Origin of the sequence: Pseudidiomarina aquimaris (assembly GCF_003987395.1) — a bacterium.
Classification (GTDB): domain Bacteria; phylum Pseudomonadota; class Gammaproteobacteria; order Enterobacterales; family Alteromonadaceae; genus Pseudidiomarina; species Pseudidiomarina aquimaris.
The window spans coordinates 1-16,162 of record NZ_PIPT01000012.1 but is presented as its reverse complement, the minus strand read 5'-3'; the positions used below and the strand labels follow the sequence as shown (position 1 = coordinate 16,162).

Below are 16,162 nucleotides of genomic sequence, written 5' to 3'. Positions count from 1 at the left end.
TTAATGCTCGCGTGTATGATGAAACTCGATGTCAGGGTAGCGCTCAGTGGCAAGATTCAAATTCACCATTGTCGGCGCAATATAAGTGAGGTTGTCACCGCCATCGAGAGCTAAATTCTGCTCCGCTTTGCGACGGAATTCATCAAGTTTACGCTCATCATTACTTGAAACCCAGCGGGCTGTCGCAACATTGATCGACTCATAGACCGCATCGACATTGTACTCCGACTTAAGGCGATGCACGACTACGTCAAACTGGAGTACACCGACCGCTCCAACAATCAAGTCGTTGTTGGCTAGTGGCCGGAAGACCTGCACCGCACCTTCTTCCGACAGCTGCACCAGACCTTTCAATAGCTGTTTCTGTTTGAGCGGATCTTTAAGACGAATGCGGCGGAATAGTTCAGGTGCGAAGTTTGGAATACCGCTGAATTTAAATTTCTCACCCGCAGTAAAGGTATCACCGATTTGAATTGTGCCATGGTTATGCAGACCGATAATATCGCCAGGGTAGGCCTCTTCAACGTGCTCGCGGTCACCGGCTAAAAACGTTAACGCATCAGCGATACGAACATCTTTACCGATACGCACCTGATGCATCTTCATGCCCTTCTCATACTTACCTGACACGATACGCATAAAGGCCACGCGGTCACGATGTTTAGGGTCCATGTTCGCTTGGATCTTAAAGACGAAGCCAGAGAAGGTAGGCATCGTTGCGCTCACTTGCTTACCTTCATCGGTTTCGCGCGGCAACGGCGTGGGTGCCCATTGCACCAAGCCATCAAGCATATGATCAACGCCGAAATTACCCAAAGCGGTACCAAAATAAACAGGCGTAAGTTCACCGGCTAAGAATAGTTCTTTATCAAACTCGTTCGAAGCGCCTTTCACCAACTCGATTTGCTCGCGTAAGTCGGCGGCATAATCACCAATACGCGCATCGAGCTCAGGGTTATCTAAGCCCTTGATGATGTCACGATCTTGAATACGGTGCCCTTGCCCCGTTTTGTAGAGAATGGTTTCGTCATTCATTAGGTGGTAAACACCTTTGAAGTTCTTGCCTGAGCCAATGGGCCAAGTGATAGGCGCACACATAATATTAAGTACGCTCTCGACCTCATCAAGCAACTCCAACGGGTCACGAATGTCACGGTCTAGTTTATTCATAAAAGTGATGATTGGCGTGTCACGTAAACGGGTGACTTCCATGAGCTTGATGGTCCGGTCCTCGACACCCTTGGCGCCGTCAATGACCATCAAACAGGAATCCACTGCGGTAAGTGTACGGTAGGTGTCCTCTGAGAAGTCCTCGTGTCCTGGGGTATCCAGCAGGTTGACTAACGCATCACGGTACGGAAACTGCATTACCGAGGTGGTCACTGAGATGCCACGCTCTTTTTCCATTTCCATCCAGTCAGACTTCGCATGTTGGCCTGACTTCTTGCCTTTTACGGTACCGGCCTTCTGCAAACGTTGTCCGTGCAAAAGAACCTTTTCGGTGATAGTCGTTTTACCCGCATCCGGGTGCGAGATGATCGCAAAGGTTCTGCGTTTATTGACTTCATTACTCAAACTACCACCACTCATTCGTTCCGTTCCCTTTTTCACCAACAGAGGATTCATAAGGTTGGAATTTTAACACACATCTTGCGGTGTTGGCGCCTGAATGTTAGGGGTTCTCCCCTATTTTACGACTTTCTTCCTTGTGCAAAGGTAAGCACGTCCAGAACACAAACTGAGGAAGAAACTAATGAACACAACAACCAAGTTATCTGCACTGAGCTTGGCACTCGCTTTTTCAATGAGCGTGCCGAATTCGTTTGCAAAGACCTTTGACCCGGATTTACGAGCTCTCGTTGAGGCCGCAAATCCGGACACATTGCATCAAGTGATTATCACTTTCGAGCAAAACGAGGCGCCTTCTGCTAGCCAAATTGAAGCACTCGAACTATTGGGCGTCAATGGTGTTGCTTTACAACGATTGCCCATGGTCGGGGCACTTGCCACTGCAGACCAAATTGAAGCCATCTATCAACGAGATGACGTTCGTTCGGTGTGGCATAACGACCCACTCGTACTCGAAAACGGCGATGCGACCGAATTGACTGGTGTAAAAGACTTACGTGCTGACAAGTCATTGCGCTCGAATGGTACCCCATACTCTGGTCGCGGTATCGGTGTCGTTGTGAACGATTCAGGTGTTGATGGTACGCATGGCGATTTAATGTACCCGCAACATGTGGTACAGAATGTTTTGGCACAAGTTAACCTCAACAGCCTATCAGGTGTGGCCCCCATTACTTATCAAGAAAACGTGGCGAATACGGATATCGCTGGTGGTCACGGCACGCATGTGGCGGGAACGATTGCGGGTACGGGCGCAATGAGTAAAGGTGAACATGCTGGTGTCGCGCCGGGCGCATCTATCATTGGTTACGGCTCGGGCGCCGCTCTGTTTATTCTCGACACCTTAGGTGGTTTCGATTACGCGCTCAATAACCAGTTCATTTACAACATTCGCGTTATTTCTAATTCTTTTGGTAATACCGGCGATGTTGGGACCGATTTCAACCCTGATGACCCGACCAATGTCGCCACCAAAGCTCTAGCCGACAACGGCATCATTACGGTCTTTTCTGCCGGTAACTCTGGCCCTGGTGAATCAACCATCACCGGCAACTTTAAAAAAGCACCGTGGGTAATTACCGTCGCGGCTGGCGACAAAGAGGGTAAGCTTGCCGACTTCAGTTCTCGCGGTGTAGACGGTAAGTCAGGCTCTGTAACTATTGATGGTGAAACCTTTACTTGGGAGGATCGTCCCACTGTAACTGCTCCGGGTGTTGATATTATTTCTGCCCGAGCATCCCTTTCAAGCACAGGCACCTTAAGTGCAACGCAGGACTCAGAACAACTTCCACCTGAGCAACTCCCCTATTACACATTCTCAAGTGGTACCTCCATGGCTGCGCCTCATGTCTCGGGTATCGTTGCTTTGATGCTTGAAGCTAATCCAGATTTACAGTGGCAAGAGGTAAAACAAATCGTACAGGATACTGCGACTGTCATGCCAGGGCGCGATGCATGGGAGGCAGGTGCCGGTTACATTAATGCTCATGCTGCTGTCAAAGCTGCATTGGGGCACGCTGAGGACTTTGGTGACACCGTTAAATTAAACCGCAGCTTTAATGCCAACGCTCTTTTGCGTTCTGGTGACAGTTTCGTGCGTACCGTCGATTATGCCCCCATCGGCGAAGGTTCGTTTGAAACCTTTAACGTGCCTGCCTCGGCAACGTTAGTGTTAGCTAGTGCACAGATTGAAACAGGTACGGCGTTTGTTCTTGAGGACCCTAATGGAAATCTTTATGGTTCTGGAATTGGTCTGCCAGTGCTCGGCTCTTCCGTTGGTGTGAGCGCACCCGCCGTAACCGGGACTTGGAAAGTCTATGCACGAGGAATTGGCTCAGTCAGTGGTCTAACTTTAGATCCCCTCGGTATCACCAATGGCATTGGTGTACCTTCGTCAACCGATGTCGCTATACGTTTTGTCGAAACCGCAGGCATTGAGGGAATCGATGACACCCTGAACCATCCAGCTCGAGCATTCGTTGAACTCGCTATTAATGAACGTCTCATGGATGCACGCAGTGATGGCTTCGCACCCGATGAGCGCATGACAAAAATTGAATTGGCAGACGCGCTGACTCTTTCAGGGTTGGTTCGCCAATCCCCCCAAGGAAACCTGTCTCACTATTTTGATACTGTAGGTAGTGCCGCAGCGTTTGCAAATGCGACAACGAGTGAAGATAGCATTATGCGCGCAGCATCTGCGGCACCCTTGCTGTTTCCTGAATCAGCATCGTTCTTTGGCAGTGAAGCCAATGTTAACCGTATCGACGTCGCCTATGCGCTTGTGCAAGCACTCGGTTTAGAGTCCCTCGCAAAGACTTTTGATCCAAATCAGTCAATCCAAGTGACGCATTTCGAACAAATTATTGATGTCGAGGACACCCATGACATCCCAGCCGAAATGCGTGGTTACGTGCAATTGGCACTCAATATGGGACTAGCGCAGGTGCAGCTAGAAGTTGAACAGGGGGTATTCGATTTACAGCCGAAACTCAAGGCTTACTTTAACGGCCAGACAGCTGTAACACGTGCCGAGTTCGCCCGCGACCTTAGTCAGCTCTTGCCTCGTATAGCAAATTAATATATTTACAAAACCCAACTCAAAAGCGCCGCTTTATTGGCGGCGCTTTTTCATTTCAAGAACTAATTTACTCGGCTCAACAAGCCGACAAAGTAAGCTCAACCATCTCGTTGAAACTTGTTTGTCTGGCACTACTGGGGAGACTTTCCTGAGTGAGCAAGTGATCAGACACGGTAAGCAAACACGCGGCCTGAACCTTATACTGCGCCGCAATCGCGTAAAGCGCTGCAGCTTCCATTTCAACGGCTAAAACTCCCATGTGCTGCAGTTGTTCGATGCGTGACGCAGGGCTATCGTAGAAACTATCTGTGGAAAACACTTGGCCTACCGCGATATCTTGTTGATTCGCATCTGCGGTATTCAGAAACTGCTGCACCAGTCGCGGGGTCGCACAGGCTGCAAAGTCTAGGCCACCGAAGCGCTGACGATTCATATTGGAATCTGTACTTGCACTGTTAGCCAAGATAACGTCGTTTAACTTCACTTCTGGCTGCACAGCACCACAACTGCCGATGCGGATAAGGCGTTTAACGCCATAGTTGCGAACCAGCTCGGTAGCATAGATGGCGCACGATGGCATACCCATTCCGGTTCCCATTACCGAAATTCGGTCGCCTTTGTAAGTTCCAGTATACCCCAGCATATTGCGCACATCGGTGACACACTCGGCGTCATCTAAATAGGTTTCAGCGATAAACTTCGCACGAAGCGGGTCACCGGGCAATAAGCAGGTCGGAGCAAAAGCATCGGTTGTGGCATTAATATGTGGCGTAGACACGTTGGTTTCCCTATAGCTAGAGTCGTTGCGGGAGCATAGAAGTACCATAATCCATAGGCTCAAGCTCCAGTAGCTCAGCAATACTTTGACCTATGTCAGCAAAACTTTCGCGCTTACCCATATTGTGAGGGGGAAGGTTTTTGCCATACATCAATATAGGCACATATTCGCGGGTATGATCCGTGCCTGGCCAAGTTGGGTCGCAGCCATGGTCGGCCGTTAAAATCAAAATATCGTCTTGTTCTAATTCTGCCAATACGCGCGGCAATAAGCGGTCGAAGTTTTCAAGGGCGCGCGCATAGCCGGCAACGTCACGACGATGCCCATACAAAGTATCAAAATCTACTAAATTGGTGAAAATCAGGCTCTTTGGAGGAGCCTTGATCATTACCTCCAAGGTCTTCTCGACGAGCGCTTCCAGCCCATCAGCCTTATGTTTTTCTGTAATGCCCTGATGGGCAAAAATATCGGCTATCTTGCCAATACTAATGACCTGACCGCCGGCGGCTTTGAGCTTATCGAGTACCGTCGGAGCAGGCGGTGGCGTGGCATAATCACGACGGTTCGCCGTGCGTTTGAATCCGGTCTCAGGATCCCCAACGAAAGGTCGCGCAATCACGCGCCCGATGTTATAGGGGTCAATTAGTTTACGCGCCAGCTCACACAATTCATAGAGCCGCTCTAAGCCAAATGTCTCTTCATGACAAGCTATCTGAAAAACCGAATCGGCCGATGTGTAAAAAATAGGCTTTCCGGTTGCGCAATGCTCAGCACCCATACGTTCAATAATCTCAGTGCCCGACGCATGGCAGTTACCCAAGTAGCCTGGTAGTTCCGCTTGGCCAACTAGTTGCTCAAGTAATTCTTGCGGAAACGACCGTTCTTTATCTAAGAAGTAACCCCAGTCGAATAACACCGGTACACCCGCCATCTCCCAGTGTCCTGAGGGTGTATCTTTCCCCGATGAGAGCTCCTGTGCCCAGCCATAGCGTCCGTGGCAATGCTGCGCAGGAGTGATTCCCGCAGGATAGCGGCCCGTCGCACCAAAGCTCACTTCGGCTAAACCAAGTTCAACGAGATGAGGCACTTGCAATGGACCACTGCGCTCCTCCTCAGCTTTTCCGCTAGCGCAAAGTTCGGCAATGTGGCCAAAAGTATCAGCGCCTTCATCACCAAACTTCGCAGCATCAGCTGCAGCGCCCACCCCAAAAGAATCCAACACCATGACGATTGCACGGGCCATAGCTAGTCTCCGATTCTGCGATACACTGCCGGTGGCAGCTCGCCAGCACTTGCACTCAAACTAAAGGCTTCACGTACAGTCTCAGCAGCTGCCTGCCAGCTGCTTTCATCGGCAGCATAAATGTGAGCCAACGGCTTTTGTGCATCTATCTCTTCACCCAAAGCAGCGATATGTTCAAGTCCGACACTATAGTCAAGTTTATCTTCACTGCGACGACGCCCGCCACCAAGTGCAACCACTGCGAGACCGATTTGTCGGGTCTCTATGTGGGAAACATACTTGCCTTTTGCAAGCTGGGCTTCGCTCGCGAATACAGGTCGTGCGACCTTGGCAAGCGGCAGGTGGGTTGCTGCATTGTCCAAAATATCTTTCGGTCCGCCGAGAGCATCGATCATTTGCGCAAATTTTTCTGCGGCGCGACCGCTTGCGAGCGCGTCATTAACGGTTTTTTCAGCTGCCTCTGGAGACGCTGAAAGCCCTCCCAGCACCAGCATTTCCGCTGCTAGTGCGGTTGTAACCTTATGCAGTTGCGGCGTGCGGTGGTCACCACGCAAATATGCGATGGCTTCACGTACCTCCACTGCGTTACCGGCAGAGTGCGCGAGGACCTGATTCATATCGGTAATTAAAGCGCTGGTGTTTAAGCCCGCACCTTGGGAGACCGCCACTAAACTCTCTGCGAGTTCTTCAGCTTTCTCTAGGTTTGGCATGATAGCGCCGTTTCCGCATTTGACATCAAGCACTAAGCCATCAAGTCCTGCCGCTAGTTTCTTCGACAAAATCGAAGCGGTAATCAGCGGTATCGACTCTACTGTTGCGGTGACATCGCGCGTAGCGTAAAAGCGCTTATCTGCCGGTGCTAGGCTGCCGGTTTGGCCGATGATTGCCACACCGACCTCTTTGACCACCTTGCGGAAATGCTCATCACTTGGAAACGGTTGATAGTTGGGTATTGCTTGCATCTTATCCACCGTACCGCCGGTGTGTCCGAGCCCTCGCCCGGCAATCATCGGCACATAACCTCCACAGGCAGCGATAATCGGGCCGAGCATAAGGCTGACAACATCGCCTACACCGCCAGTCGAATGCTTATCAAGCACAGGTCCATCTAACTGCAAATCTTGCCAATGTAAGACTTCACCGGAGTCACGCATAGCTTCGGTTAGATAGACACGCTCCTGCATATTCATGCCCTGAAAGAAGATCGCCATCGCTAATGCTGATATCTGACTCTCAGCAATGGAATCATCACTCAACCCTTGCACGAAGAAGTCAATTTCGGCGCGGCTTAATGCGGCACCATCACGTTTCTTTCGGATAATCTCTTGTGGTAAAAACATTAGTAGCTTGTCCCTGCTGATGCTGGTGTATCGCCAGCGAGAATTGAATGAAGATTAGCTAAGAGCCCGCTGGCCCCAAAGCGAAACGAATCGGGTGACAAAAAAGCTGCGCCCATAATTTCTTCGGCGAGCTCAAAGTAAACGGCAGCATCGGCAGCCGTGCGCACGCCACCTGCGGCCTTGAATCCACATGCGCGGCCACTGTCACGAATTGCCTCAAGCATGATCTTGGCTGCCTCTGGGGTCGCATTCACCGCAACCTTTCCAGTCGACGTCTTAATAAAATCTGCGCCCGCCTCGATAGCTATACGACTGGCTTTGGCAATCAAATCAGCTTCTTTTAATTCGCCAGTTTCAAGAATAACTTTCAGTAATACGTTTTCGCCGCATGCCTCTTTGCAACTCGCAACCAAGTCGTAGCCCACCTGTTCGTCACCCGCTATTAACGCGCGATAAGGGAAGACCACATCTACTTCGTCGGCACCGGCTCCGACCGCGCGTTCAGTTTCAGCAACCGCTCGCTCCACATCCGCTCCGCCTGACGGAAAGTTCGTTACAGTCGCAATTTTTACTGTCGGCAAATGCAGCCGCTCACATTCTAACTTGGCCCATGTAACAAACTCAGGGAAAACACAAACCGCAGCAGGACTGCCATACTCTGACGCGGCACTCGCGCACAAATCACTAATGGATTGCGGCGTGTCAGATTGATTAAGTGACGTCAGGTCCATTAAGCGCAAAGCCAACTGCGCTGTTTCTTTTTCACTTCTACTCATGATGGCTTCCGAAAAGCTTCCACATCAAACTCAAAGGCGTCAGGCAAGAGTTCTTCAATGGTCCATTGACGCATTTGCCGTTCACTGGTGGAAGTGATCAACGTATCGTTGGCAAGAAACTCCGCTAACACTTGTCGGCATGCACCGCATGGCGCATAGGCTTTGTCACCTGGGGTGTAAACAACAACCGCGGCAATATCTTGAGCATTATAGCCCTGAGCGATAGCACTAAACACAGCGGTTCGCTCGGCACAATTAGATAAGCCATAAGAGACATTTTCAACGTTGCAACCGCTAATAACCTCACCACTTTTCATCAGTATGGCGGCACCTACGGGGAAATTACTATACGGTGCATAAGCCTTCTGACTGGCTTGTTTCGCGTGTTGTCGAAGGAATTCCACTTGCTGTAGTTCTTTATTCATAATGTTTCTTTCTTGATCCTTGGCCGATCAGCTTACTCTTTTCAGATGCGTGTTCCAAGCTGTCAGGATCAATGAAATGGCGACTTCAGACCTATTTGTTGGCTGACTATGGACAATTTTTCTATTCTGAACTATATTTCGAATAATTCTAAATTAGTTAAATCTTAAAGAGGTGGTATTATGTCTGTTGAACGCGCGCTAACAGCTTTTGCTGGATTTATGGTACTATTGTCGGTCGCATTAACTGTATGGGTTCATCCTAATTTTGTGTGGCTCACAGTTTTTGTCGGTGCGAACCTTTTTCAGCAATCGTTCACTGGTTTTTGTCCAGCCAGCCTCGCCATGCGCAAGGTCTTGGGCTTGAAAACCGAACGGGAGCTCGCTAAATCGGAATAGGAAAAATTCATGAGTACGCTGACCATTGAAGAAATGCAACAAGATGAGGCGCAACACGCTGCGACCTTTTTACGTTCGATTGCTAACGAACATCGGCTCCAGATCCTTTGTCACCTCGCCAACGGTGAGCAAAGTGTTGGCGCCTTAAATCAGCATTTTCCTTTGAGTGCGTCAGCGTTCTCGCAGCACCTCGCTGTGTTACGCCAGCAAGGCTTGGTTAAATTTCGCAAAGAAGCCCAAACGATTTATTACTCAATCAACGATGAAGATACGTTGCAATTTATGCGGCTGCTGAAAACGAAGTTTTGTCCTGATTACTAGTCGCAGATAATCTAATCGTCGGCAGCTCTGCACATTACGATGGCGTCTTCACGCCCTTCGTCCAATGGGTAATAATTCGAACGTTGCCCCACTTTGGTGAATTGCAAACTTGCATAAAGCTGCTGTGCTGAGCTGTTCGAAACTCTCACTTCCAACCAAATACTTGCTCGGTATCGCCGCGCCAGTGCAATCAAATGCAGCATAAGTGCACGACCTATTCCCTGCCCTTGACTCGCTGGATGCACAGCGATATTCATCAATGTGAATTCGTCGCCCACTTGATGGGCAATGTAGAAACCCTGTAATTGTTGCGGCTCATTTTCAGAGTACCAGCCGTAGACATGGTAGTTCTCTTGAAAGCACGAGCAAAGTGTCGCGGGGGTCCATGGTATGACATGGCTTGCTTTCTCAATGGCAAGCATGCGTGGACTGCATTCGTGAAGTAAGACGATCATGAAGAGAACTGCGCTAACTGCTGCCAAAGCTGTTTTTTAACGGTCGCTGTTGGTTGCGTTGGTGGCAGACGTATCATCAACTCGTCCTGCCACTCTGCTACCGCCGATGCACTCAACTCTGCGGGCCGCTCAGCACTCCCCGAGCAAGCCCGTGTGAGATCTTTTAGCCACTGAGACAATTCAACACGCAAAGGCTCTTCGCTGACCAGTAACCACTGCCCCGCTTTATAGCAATAGAGTTCCGCGGAGACTTGTGCTTCTGCAGCATGCGGGTTGGACTCATTCTCAGCATGGCGCTGCCAGAGCGTTAGCTTTAATGCCGCAAGTGCTTGCTGTTGCTGCAGACTCCAGATTGGAGCTTTATCTGTATCTTTGGTCATAGCCCTATTGCGCGAGAGCACCCTTAAAGTGAAGAGGCTTGTAGCTTAGCTAATTTAGAGAAGACTTGAAAGTGGCAGGGGTGGAGGGATTCGAACCCCCAACCGTCGGTTTTGGAGACCGCTGTTCTACCAATTGGAACTACACCCCTGCAAAGTAGAACCCGAATTATACTGGCCGCTCTACTACTGGCAAGTCTTTTATATCTATTTACAGTTTACTTGCGGATTTTTTCACCGATTTCATTTAATTGCTCTGATATACTGACTTTTATGAACGACTTTTTTCGCAACAAACGGTGATTGAGTGATCGCACGCAAAGGACTCTGCTTGCTTGTTTTGCTGTTTGGATGTTTGCTGCCTAACTCAGCCAATGCCCAACAAGAGCAAGCCGAGGCAATTTTACAAGTCTCCTACACTGGCGTTGAGGGGGAACTCGCCGACAACGTCGAGAGCTACCTTGGCATTTTGGAATATGCTGGAGAACCTGCGCTCAGCATCTTCCGAGTGCGTTTTCTTGCGCGCCGCGGAGAAGCGGAAATTAAGCAAGCTTTACGCCCCTTCGGCTACTATCATACGGAGGTTACAAGTGAGATATCGAGTACGCGTGAGCAAGTTGCGGTCAACTATACGATTAACCTGGGCCAACGCACTCGCATTAGCGCGGTAAACCTTAACATTGAAGGTGGACTCAAGGACGACGATGCGCTTCAGGTTCTGCGTCAAAGCATCCCAGTAAAGGTCGGCGCTCCGTTGCTTCACACTGACTACGAACGTACCAAGACGATGTTACGTAATTTAGCTGCCGAACGTGGTTATTATGATGCGCAATTCACCGAACAAAAGCTACAAATTGAACTCAGCGAGGCCGCTGCAATTGTTCATCTTACTTATGCTAGCGGCGAACGTTTCCGCTTTGGCGATGTGTCTATTTGCTGTAATCATCTGTCTAGCAGCTTCATCGAGCGCTATTTTCAATTCTCGAAAGGCGACTACTTTCACACGCGTGATCTGTTAGACCTGCAGGTAGCACTCGCCGGCAGTGACTATTTCGAGACCGTGGAAGTTGCGCCGCTATGGCAGGAAGCAACAGACCAAACGGTCCCCGTTTCGATTCGCGTCACGCCCAACCAACGGGATTTTTATCAAGTCGGTCCTGGCTACGGCACAGATACCGGTGCTCGACTTACATTAGGTTTTGATCGCCGCTGGGTTAACGACCGCGGGCATCGCCTTTCGAGCCTCTTGCGGCTTTCACAGATCCAAAGCACTGGGTTTGTTGATTACATTATCCCAGGCAAAAACCCTGCACGCGACCAATACAGTATTACCGGTGAGGTTATCGATCGCAGTTACGAAGATCTAGACTCAACACTCTACCGCACAAGTGTTCGTGACACTCGCCATTACAACCGTTGGCAACGCACCTACCAAGTGAGTTATCAACAAGAGGACTTCCGCTTTGGTACTGAACCTCGTGAAACTTCGCGTTTTCTAGTGCCCAGTGCTGAGTTTAGCTACGTAAGTAGTAACCTTGATCCGCGTAATCGTAATCTAGTTGATAGTGGCTACCGAGTAAGTGCGCGCTTGGAAGGTGCCAGTGACAGTCTGCTCTCCAGCGCAACCTTTGTTTCTTTAACTTTAAGCGGGAAAACGGTCTATTCCTTAACCGACAAATGGCGCGTATTGGCGCGCGCAGAAGTCGGCGCCATGGAAACCGACGACTTTGCTGAGATATCACCGTCGTTACGGTTTTTCGCGGGTGGCGACCATAGTGTAAGAGGTTATGCCTACCAGCAACTTGGTCCCACTAATGACGAGGGTGTTGTCGTCGGCGGGCGTTATTTGGCGGTAGCGAGCGCTGAGGTTGACTATTTGGTCGCGCCTAATTGGCGGGTCGCGCTATTTACCGATATGGGAAATAGTGGCATGGAGTGGTCGATGAGTTGGAAGCAAACCTACGGCCTTGGCGTGCGCTGGTTATCTCCCATCGGTCCCGTCCGACTCGATGTCGCACAAGCTATCGATGAACCTGATAAGCCGTGGCGTCTGCACTTAACCATAGGGCCTGACTTATGAGATGGTTAAAACGTGTTGCCACAATAATTGTGGCCCTTTTCATTATCATCCCTGTGGCCGCTTATCTATTGATCAGCACCAACACTGGCTCGCGTTTTGTCTTATCCCAGGCCGTGAAGTTTGCACCGATTACCGTGACTTATAGCGAGTTAACGGGAACACTGATAGATGAGCTGATCGTTAAAGAGCTAACGGTGAAAACTCCCAATGAAGAGTTCGCGACGGATACATTGACACTAAAATGGCGGCCATTTGAGCTTTTAGATAAGCAGCTCACGATCGATAAACTCAGCATTGAGCGTGCCAAACTGCAGTTAGCCGAAGACCAGAACGAGAGCCCGCAGCCGCTCGAGTTACCTGAGATTGAGCTTCCGTTTCGCGTGACGATTGCTGAGTTGCGCGTTCACGACTTCGCACTACAAGTGGGAGCTGATTCAAGTACGTCTACCGACTATCAGGTACTGCTGCAATCTAAAGTCCGTTTAGTTGAGAGTCAGCTGAATTTAACGGATTTCCGTGTGCAATTTGAACAGCCACAATTATCATTCAATCATGATGGGCAACTTTCGCTTCTGCTGGCCGGCGGGTACCCCATTGAACTCGGGGGCGAGTACTCATTAGACTTCAATGATAGCCGACTTCCTCCGGTTAGCGGTAGTGTGCAACTGGACGGTGCCTTGCAAAACACGCCGCTACAGTTACAAACTGAATTCAAGACACCCAACACAGCAACACAACAACTCACGGCGCAGGTAACATCGTTGCTTGAGGCACCGACGTGGCAAGCGGATCTGGTTTTAAACGAGTTGCCTTTGACACTCTTGCACCCTTGGTTGACCGAATATGCAGACCTTAGTGAGCATTACCTCACCCCCAACACCGCGTTGTCAGGTCGCATACTAATTGGCGCCGAAAAGCTTGAGATAAGAGAAGTGAGCGTCAGCCAAATTGGCGATAAAAATGGCTCTCTTGCCGTCGCCGGTGAGTGGCAGCATAACAATTTTACTAGTGATTACCGCCAAAGCCCGTTTCAATTGACTCTCGAGTACAACAGTCTCGTCTATCAGACAGAAGCGTTCACCACCGAGGTTTTAAGCGGTTTAAGCTCGGTTAGCGGTTCACTTGAAGACTATCAATTTAATAACCGTTTAACGCTGGCTCTAAGTGCGCCGTCGCAGTTTGAAATCGACGAACTCGATACTCAGTTGGTCGGCGCAGGATCGTTAACAGAAGTCGATATCTCAACACTCAGCTTTGCCAGCGAAGAGCTTGAACTCGCGGGTCAATTGCAGGCTGATTGGGCGCGCACCCTCAACCTAAACCTCGAGATCGAATCGGGCCGCAGCACCCTTGGCCCAGAGGGAACAGAAGCACTGCTTAAGGGCGGTCTAAAGTTAGATAATAACGAGCTAATATTCCGCAACTTTGCGGTTGCCCTCAATAATACAAAGTTGACGTTGAATGGCTCGACCGTAGCGGACAACTTAACGGGTCAGCTCATCGTGGACGATCTTCAGAAACTCCCGTATATGCCCGACGGTTTGAGTGAATTACAGGCACTTGAAAGCAATTTCAGTATCGACACGCGAGCGCAGTTAAATGAGTTCAATCTCCTCATTGAGGACTTTAAACTAGAAACTGCTAGCTTAGATAGCTGGCTTTTACAAAACCCAACGCCACTATCAATTAAGCGAGCAGACGAAACTTGGCTGCTCGACCTTGCGAGTCTTTGTCTACAACATGACGCTAATCAGTTTGGGCTGTTATGCGCTCAACTCAATCTCGGTGCAGAGAGCTTAGTCGCCAACCTCAACGGCGAACGCTTGTCGCTTTGGTTATTGAATCGCTTCCGCGAACGCGATGTGGCACAGCGTATCGCTGGGCTTGTTACCTTGAATGCCAGCGCAACCTTGAATCGTGACACTTTCAAAGTCCGCGACGTGGCAATGCAAATGAGTAGCGACAACACGGTGTTCTTCGCTCTTAACCAGGAAACGAGTACTCGCTTATCCTATTGGGAGCTTTCCGCCCGCGGCAATGCCGATGCTGTTACTGCTGAATTGGAGGGGCAACTGGCGAATAACGAGGGTGGATTATTTGGCGATTTGGCTATTCTTGACCTTTATGACACGCGCGAACTTGAGGGGAGTCTCCTCTTTGCACTAGATGACCTCGCGATGCTTGATTGGGTGCTACCGGGAATGCGCTACCATGGCGGTAAGGCAACTGCCCAGTTGAACTTAACTGGAACCATAAGCGATCCAAGCCTCAACGGTGATATGGAGGTTTATGCTAAATCGGTCGTCTTTGCGGAGACGAATTTCGTCTTTAATGATGTGCGCCTCGCACTTATTGATCGCCCTGACTCCCAAGGTACTCTCGAAATTGAAGGGCAAGCAAAAGCAGGAGATCAGGGCTGGCTCTTAGTAGAGGGCGTTGCTATGCCGCTGGATGCCGAGGCCTATTTACGCATTACCGGTAAAAACTTCCGTGCCTTACAAATGCCAACAGCAACCGTAGATGTGAGTCCGAATTTGACGGTACATGTAAATCAGCGTGCGATCGATATCGCCGGTACGGTTGATATCCCTTATGCAGCTATTACTGCACCTGACTTTGAGACCTCAGTGAGCAATTCGAGTGATGTGGTCATTACACGTGATGGTGAACCCGTTACTGAAGGCATCGCACAAGAAGACGGCCTAGCGGTCAACGCACAAGTTCGCGTAACCCTAGGGCAACAGGTATCGGTAGACGCCTATGGTTTTACTGGGCGTCTGCAAGGTAGCTTAGAAGTAGTTGAAGAGCCTCGTCGCCCGACAACAGCCATTGGCAGTATTAATGTAGCCGAAGGTAGTTACGAGCTTTATGGCCAAGAATTAACCATCGATCGTGGTGCGTTTATCTACAATGGCGGTGATCTAAGTAATCCAGGTCTCGACTTACGTGTTAAACGTGATATTGCCAATGGTAATAGTCTGCGCAGCGTCAATGTCGGCGCACAAGTGGTGGGAACGTTAACAGAACCGGATTTCAGATTGTATTCCACCCCCGCGATGCCTGACTCGGAGATCCTTTCTTACTTGATTTTGGGTAAAAGCATGCAATCTGCCTCATCAACGAGCTCTGATGATATCCAGCTTCAAGCTTTACTGATGTTAGGTGCCAAAGGCACCGATGCAATTGGGGAGTCGTTACAAGATACCTTCGGTATTGACGAGTTTGGTATTGATAATGACCCCAACACGCGTGAAACCTCTTTTTATATCGGTAAATACCTCTCTCCAAAACTCTTTGTGAGATACGGGGTTGGTCTGCTGGAAAGCACGAATACATTTATGGTTCGTTACCAGTTAACGGAACGTCTACTGATTGAAACAATGGCAAGCAGTCAGGCCCAAGGCGGAGATATCTTTTACACCTTTGAAAGATAAGGAAAAGCGAAGAGCGTTGTTTGATGTTTGCTGTTCGTTGTTCGTTTAAAGCAAAAGCCAAAAACCAAGAACGCTCTTTGGTTTGGTCTTTATCGAACAGCGTAGCGGACGAAGCACGAACAGCGTAGCGCACGAAGAACGCTTTTAAGCTCTTAAAACGAAAAACCCCCGAGCGTTAGCTCGGGGTCTCATCTTAATTAAAGCCTGGCGGTGTCCTACTCTCACATGGGGAAGCCCCACACTACCATCGGCGCTGAAGCGTTTCACGTCTGAGTTCGGAATGGATCAGGTGGTTCCACTTCGCTATGGCCGCCAGGCATAAACTTG

The 16,162-nt window shown here is 49.7% G+C and carries 13 protein-coding genes, 1 tRNA gene and 1 rRNA gene; 5 read left to right on the top strand and 10 right to left on the bottom strand.

Annotation, left to right across the window (positions count from 1 at the left end; all coding sequences use genetic code 11):
• Positions 1–1,590, bottom strand: a complete 1,590-nt coding sequence (gene prfC / locus CWE21_RS12830) for a peptide chain release factor 3 (RefSeq protein ID WP_126834841.1) — start codon at positions 1,588–1,590, stop codon at positions 1–3.
• A gap of 163 nt (positions 1,591–1,753) precedes the next feature.
• Here prfC and CWE21_RS12825 point away from each other — a divergent pair, with 163 nt between their 5' ends.
• Positions 1,754–4,210, top strand: a complete 2,457-nt coding sequence (locus CWE21_RS12825) for a S8 family serine peptidase (RefSeq protein ID WP_126834840.1) — start codon at positions 1,754–1,756, stop codon at positions 4,208–4,210.
• Between the two features lie 76 nt (positions 4,211–4,286).
• Here CWE21_RS12825 and deoD read toward each other — a convergent pair whose 3' ends face one another.
• From deoD to CWE21_RS12800, 5 genes are read right to left on the bottom strand one after another with little or no spacing between them, the layout of a single operon-like run.
• A complete protein-coding gene (deoD, locus tag CWE21_RS12820; RefSeq protein ID WP_126834839.1) occupies positions 4,287–4,988 on the bottom strand; it encodes a purine-nucleoside phosphorylase in 702 nt (233 codons plus the stop codon).
• A gap of 16 nt (positions 4,989–5,004) precedes the next feature.
• Entirely contained in the window at positions 5,005–6,231 is a 1,227-nt protein-coding gene (locus tag CWE21_RS12815; RefSeq protein ID WP_126834838.1) for a phosphopentomutase, read from the bottom strand.
• 2 nt (positions 6,232–6,233) lie between these two features.
• On the bottom strand, positions 6,234–7,571 hold the full coding sequence (gene deoA, locus CWE21_RS12810; RefSeq protein ID WP_126834837.1) for a thymidine phosphorylase: 1,338 nt from the start codon (positions 7,569–7,571) through the stop codon (positions 6,234–6,236).
• A complete protein-coding gene (deoC, locus tag CWE21_RS12805) occupies positions 7,571–8,347 on the bottom strand; it encodes a deoxyribose-phosphate aldolase (protein WP_126834836.1) in 777 nt (258 codons plus the stop codon). Before deoC ends, deoA begins: the two co-directional genes overlap by 1 nt.
• Positions 8,344–8,772: a cytidine deaminase gene (locus CWE21_RS12800; protein WP_126834835.1), complete on the bottom strand. Its 429-nt coding sequence runs from the start codon at positions 8,770–8,772 to the stop codon at positions 8,344–8,346. The genes deoC and CWE21_RS12800 overlap by 4 nt, the downstream gene beginning before the upstream one ends.
• Before the next feature lie 180 nt (positions 8,773–8,952).
• On the opposite strand from CWE21_RS12800, the gene CWE21_RS12795 reads away from it, so the two are divergent.
• Positions 8,953–9,168, top strand: a complete 216-nt coding sequence (locus tag CWE21_RS12795) for a YgaP family membrane protein (protein WP_126834834.1) — start codon at positions 8,953–8,955, stop codon at positions 9,166–9,168.
• Positions 9,169–9,177: 9 nt separating this feature from the next.
• Positions 9,178–9,489: an ArsR/SmtB family transcription factor gene (locus CWE21_RS12790; RefSeq protein ID WP_126834833.1), complete on the top strand. Its 312-nt coding sequence runs from the start codon at positions 9,178–9,180 to the stop codon at positions 9,487–9,489.
• Between the two features lie 11 nt (positions 9,490–9,500).
• Here CWE21_RS12790 and rimI read toward each other — a convergent pair whose 3' ends face one another.
• From rimI to CWE21_RS12775, 3 genes are all read right to left on the bottom strand, one after another.
• On the bottom strand, positions 9,501–9,944 hold the full coding sequence (gene rimI / locus CWE21_RS12785) for a ribosomal protein S18-alanine N-acetyltransferase (RefSeq protein ID WP_126834832.1): 444 nt from the start codon (positions 9,942–9,944) through the stop codon (positions 9,501–9,503).
• A complete protein-coding gene (locus CWE21_RS12780) occupies positions 9,941–10,324 on the bottom strand; it encodes a hypothetical protein (protein WP_126834831.1) in 384 nt (127 codons plus the stop codon). Before CWE21_RS12780 ends, rimI begins: the two co-directional genes overlap by 4 nt.
• 72 nt (positions 10,325–10,396) lie before the next feature.
• Positions 10,397–10,473 (bottom strand) — tRNA-Trp (locus CWE21_RS12775).
• A gap of 155 nt (positions 10,474–10,628) precedes the next feature.
• Between CWE21_RS12775 and CWE21_RS12770 the strand changes: the two genes are divergently transcribed.
• Both CWE21_RS12770 and CWE21_RS12765 read left to right on the top strand, forming a co-directional pair.
• Positions 10,629–12,401 carry an autotransporter assembly complex protein TamA gene (locus CWE21_RS12770; protein ID WP_126834830.1) on the top strand — a complete coding sequence of 591 codons (1,773 nt, stop codon included), beginning with the start codon at positions 10,629–10,631 and terminating at the stop codon, positions 12,399–12,401.
• Entirely contained in the window at positions 12,398–15,835 is a 3,438-nt protein-coding gene (locus CWE21_RS12765; protein ID WP_126834829.1) for a translocation/assembly module TamB domain-containing protein, read from the top strand. The genes CWE21_RS12770 and CWE21_RS12765 overlap by 4 nt, the downstream gene beginning before the upstream one ends.
• A 202-nt stretch (positions 15,836–16,037) precedes the next feature.
• Here CWE21_RS12765 and rrf read toward each other — a convergent pair.
• A 5S ribosomal RNA gene (gene rrf / locus CWE21_RS12760) occupies positions 16,038–16,152 on the bottom strand.
• Positions 16,153–16,162: the final 10 nt, after the last annotated feature.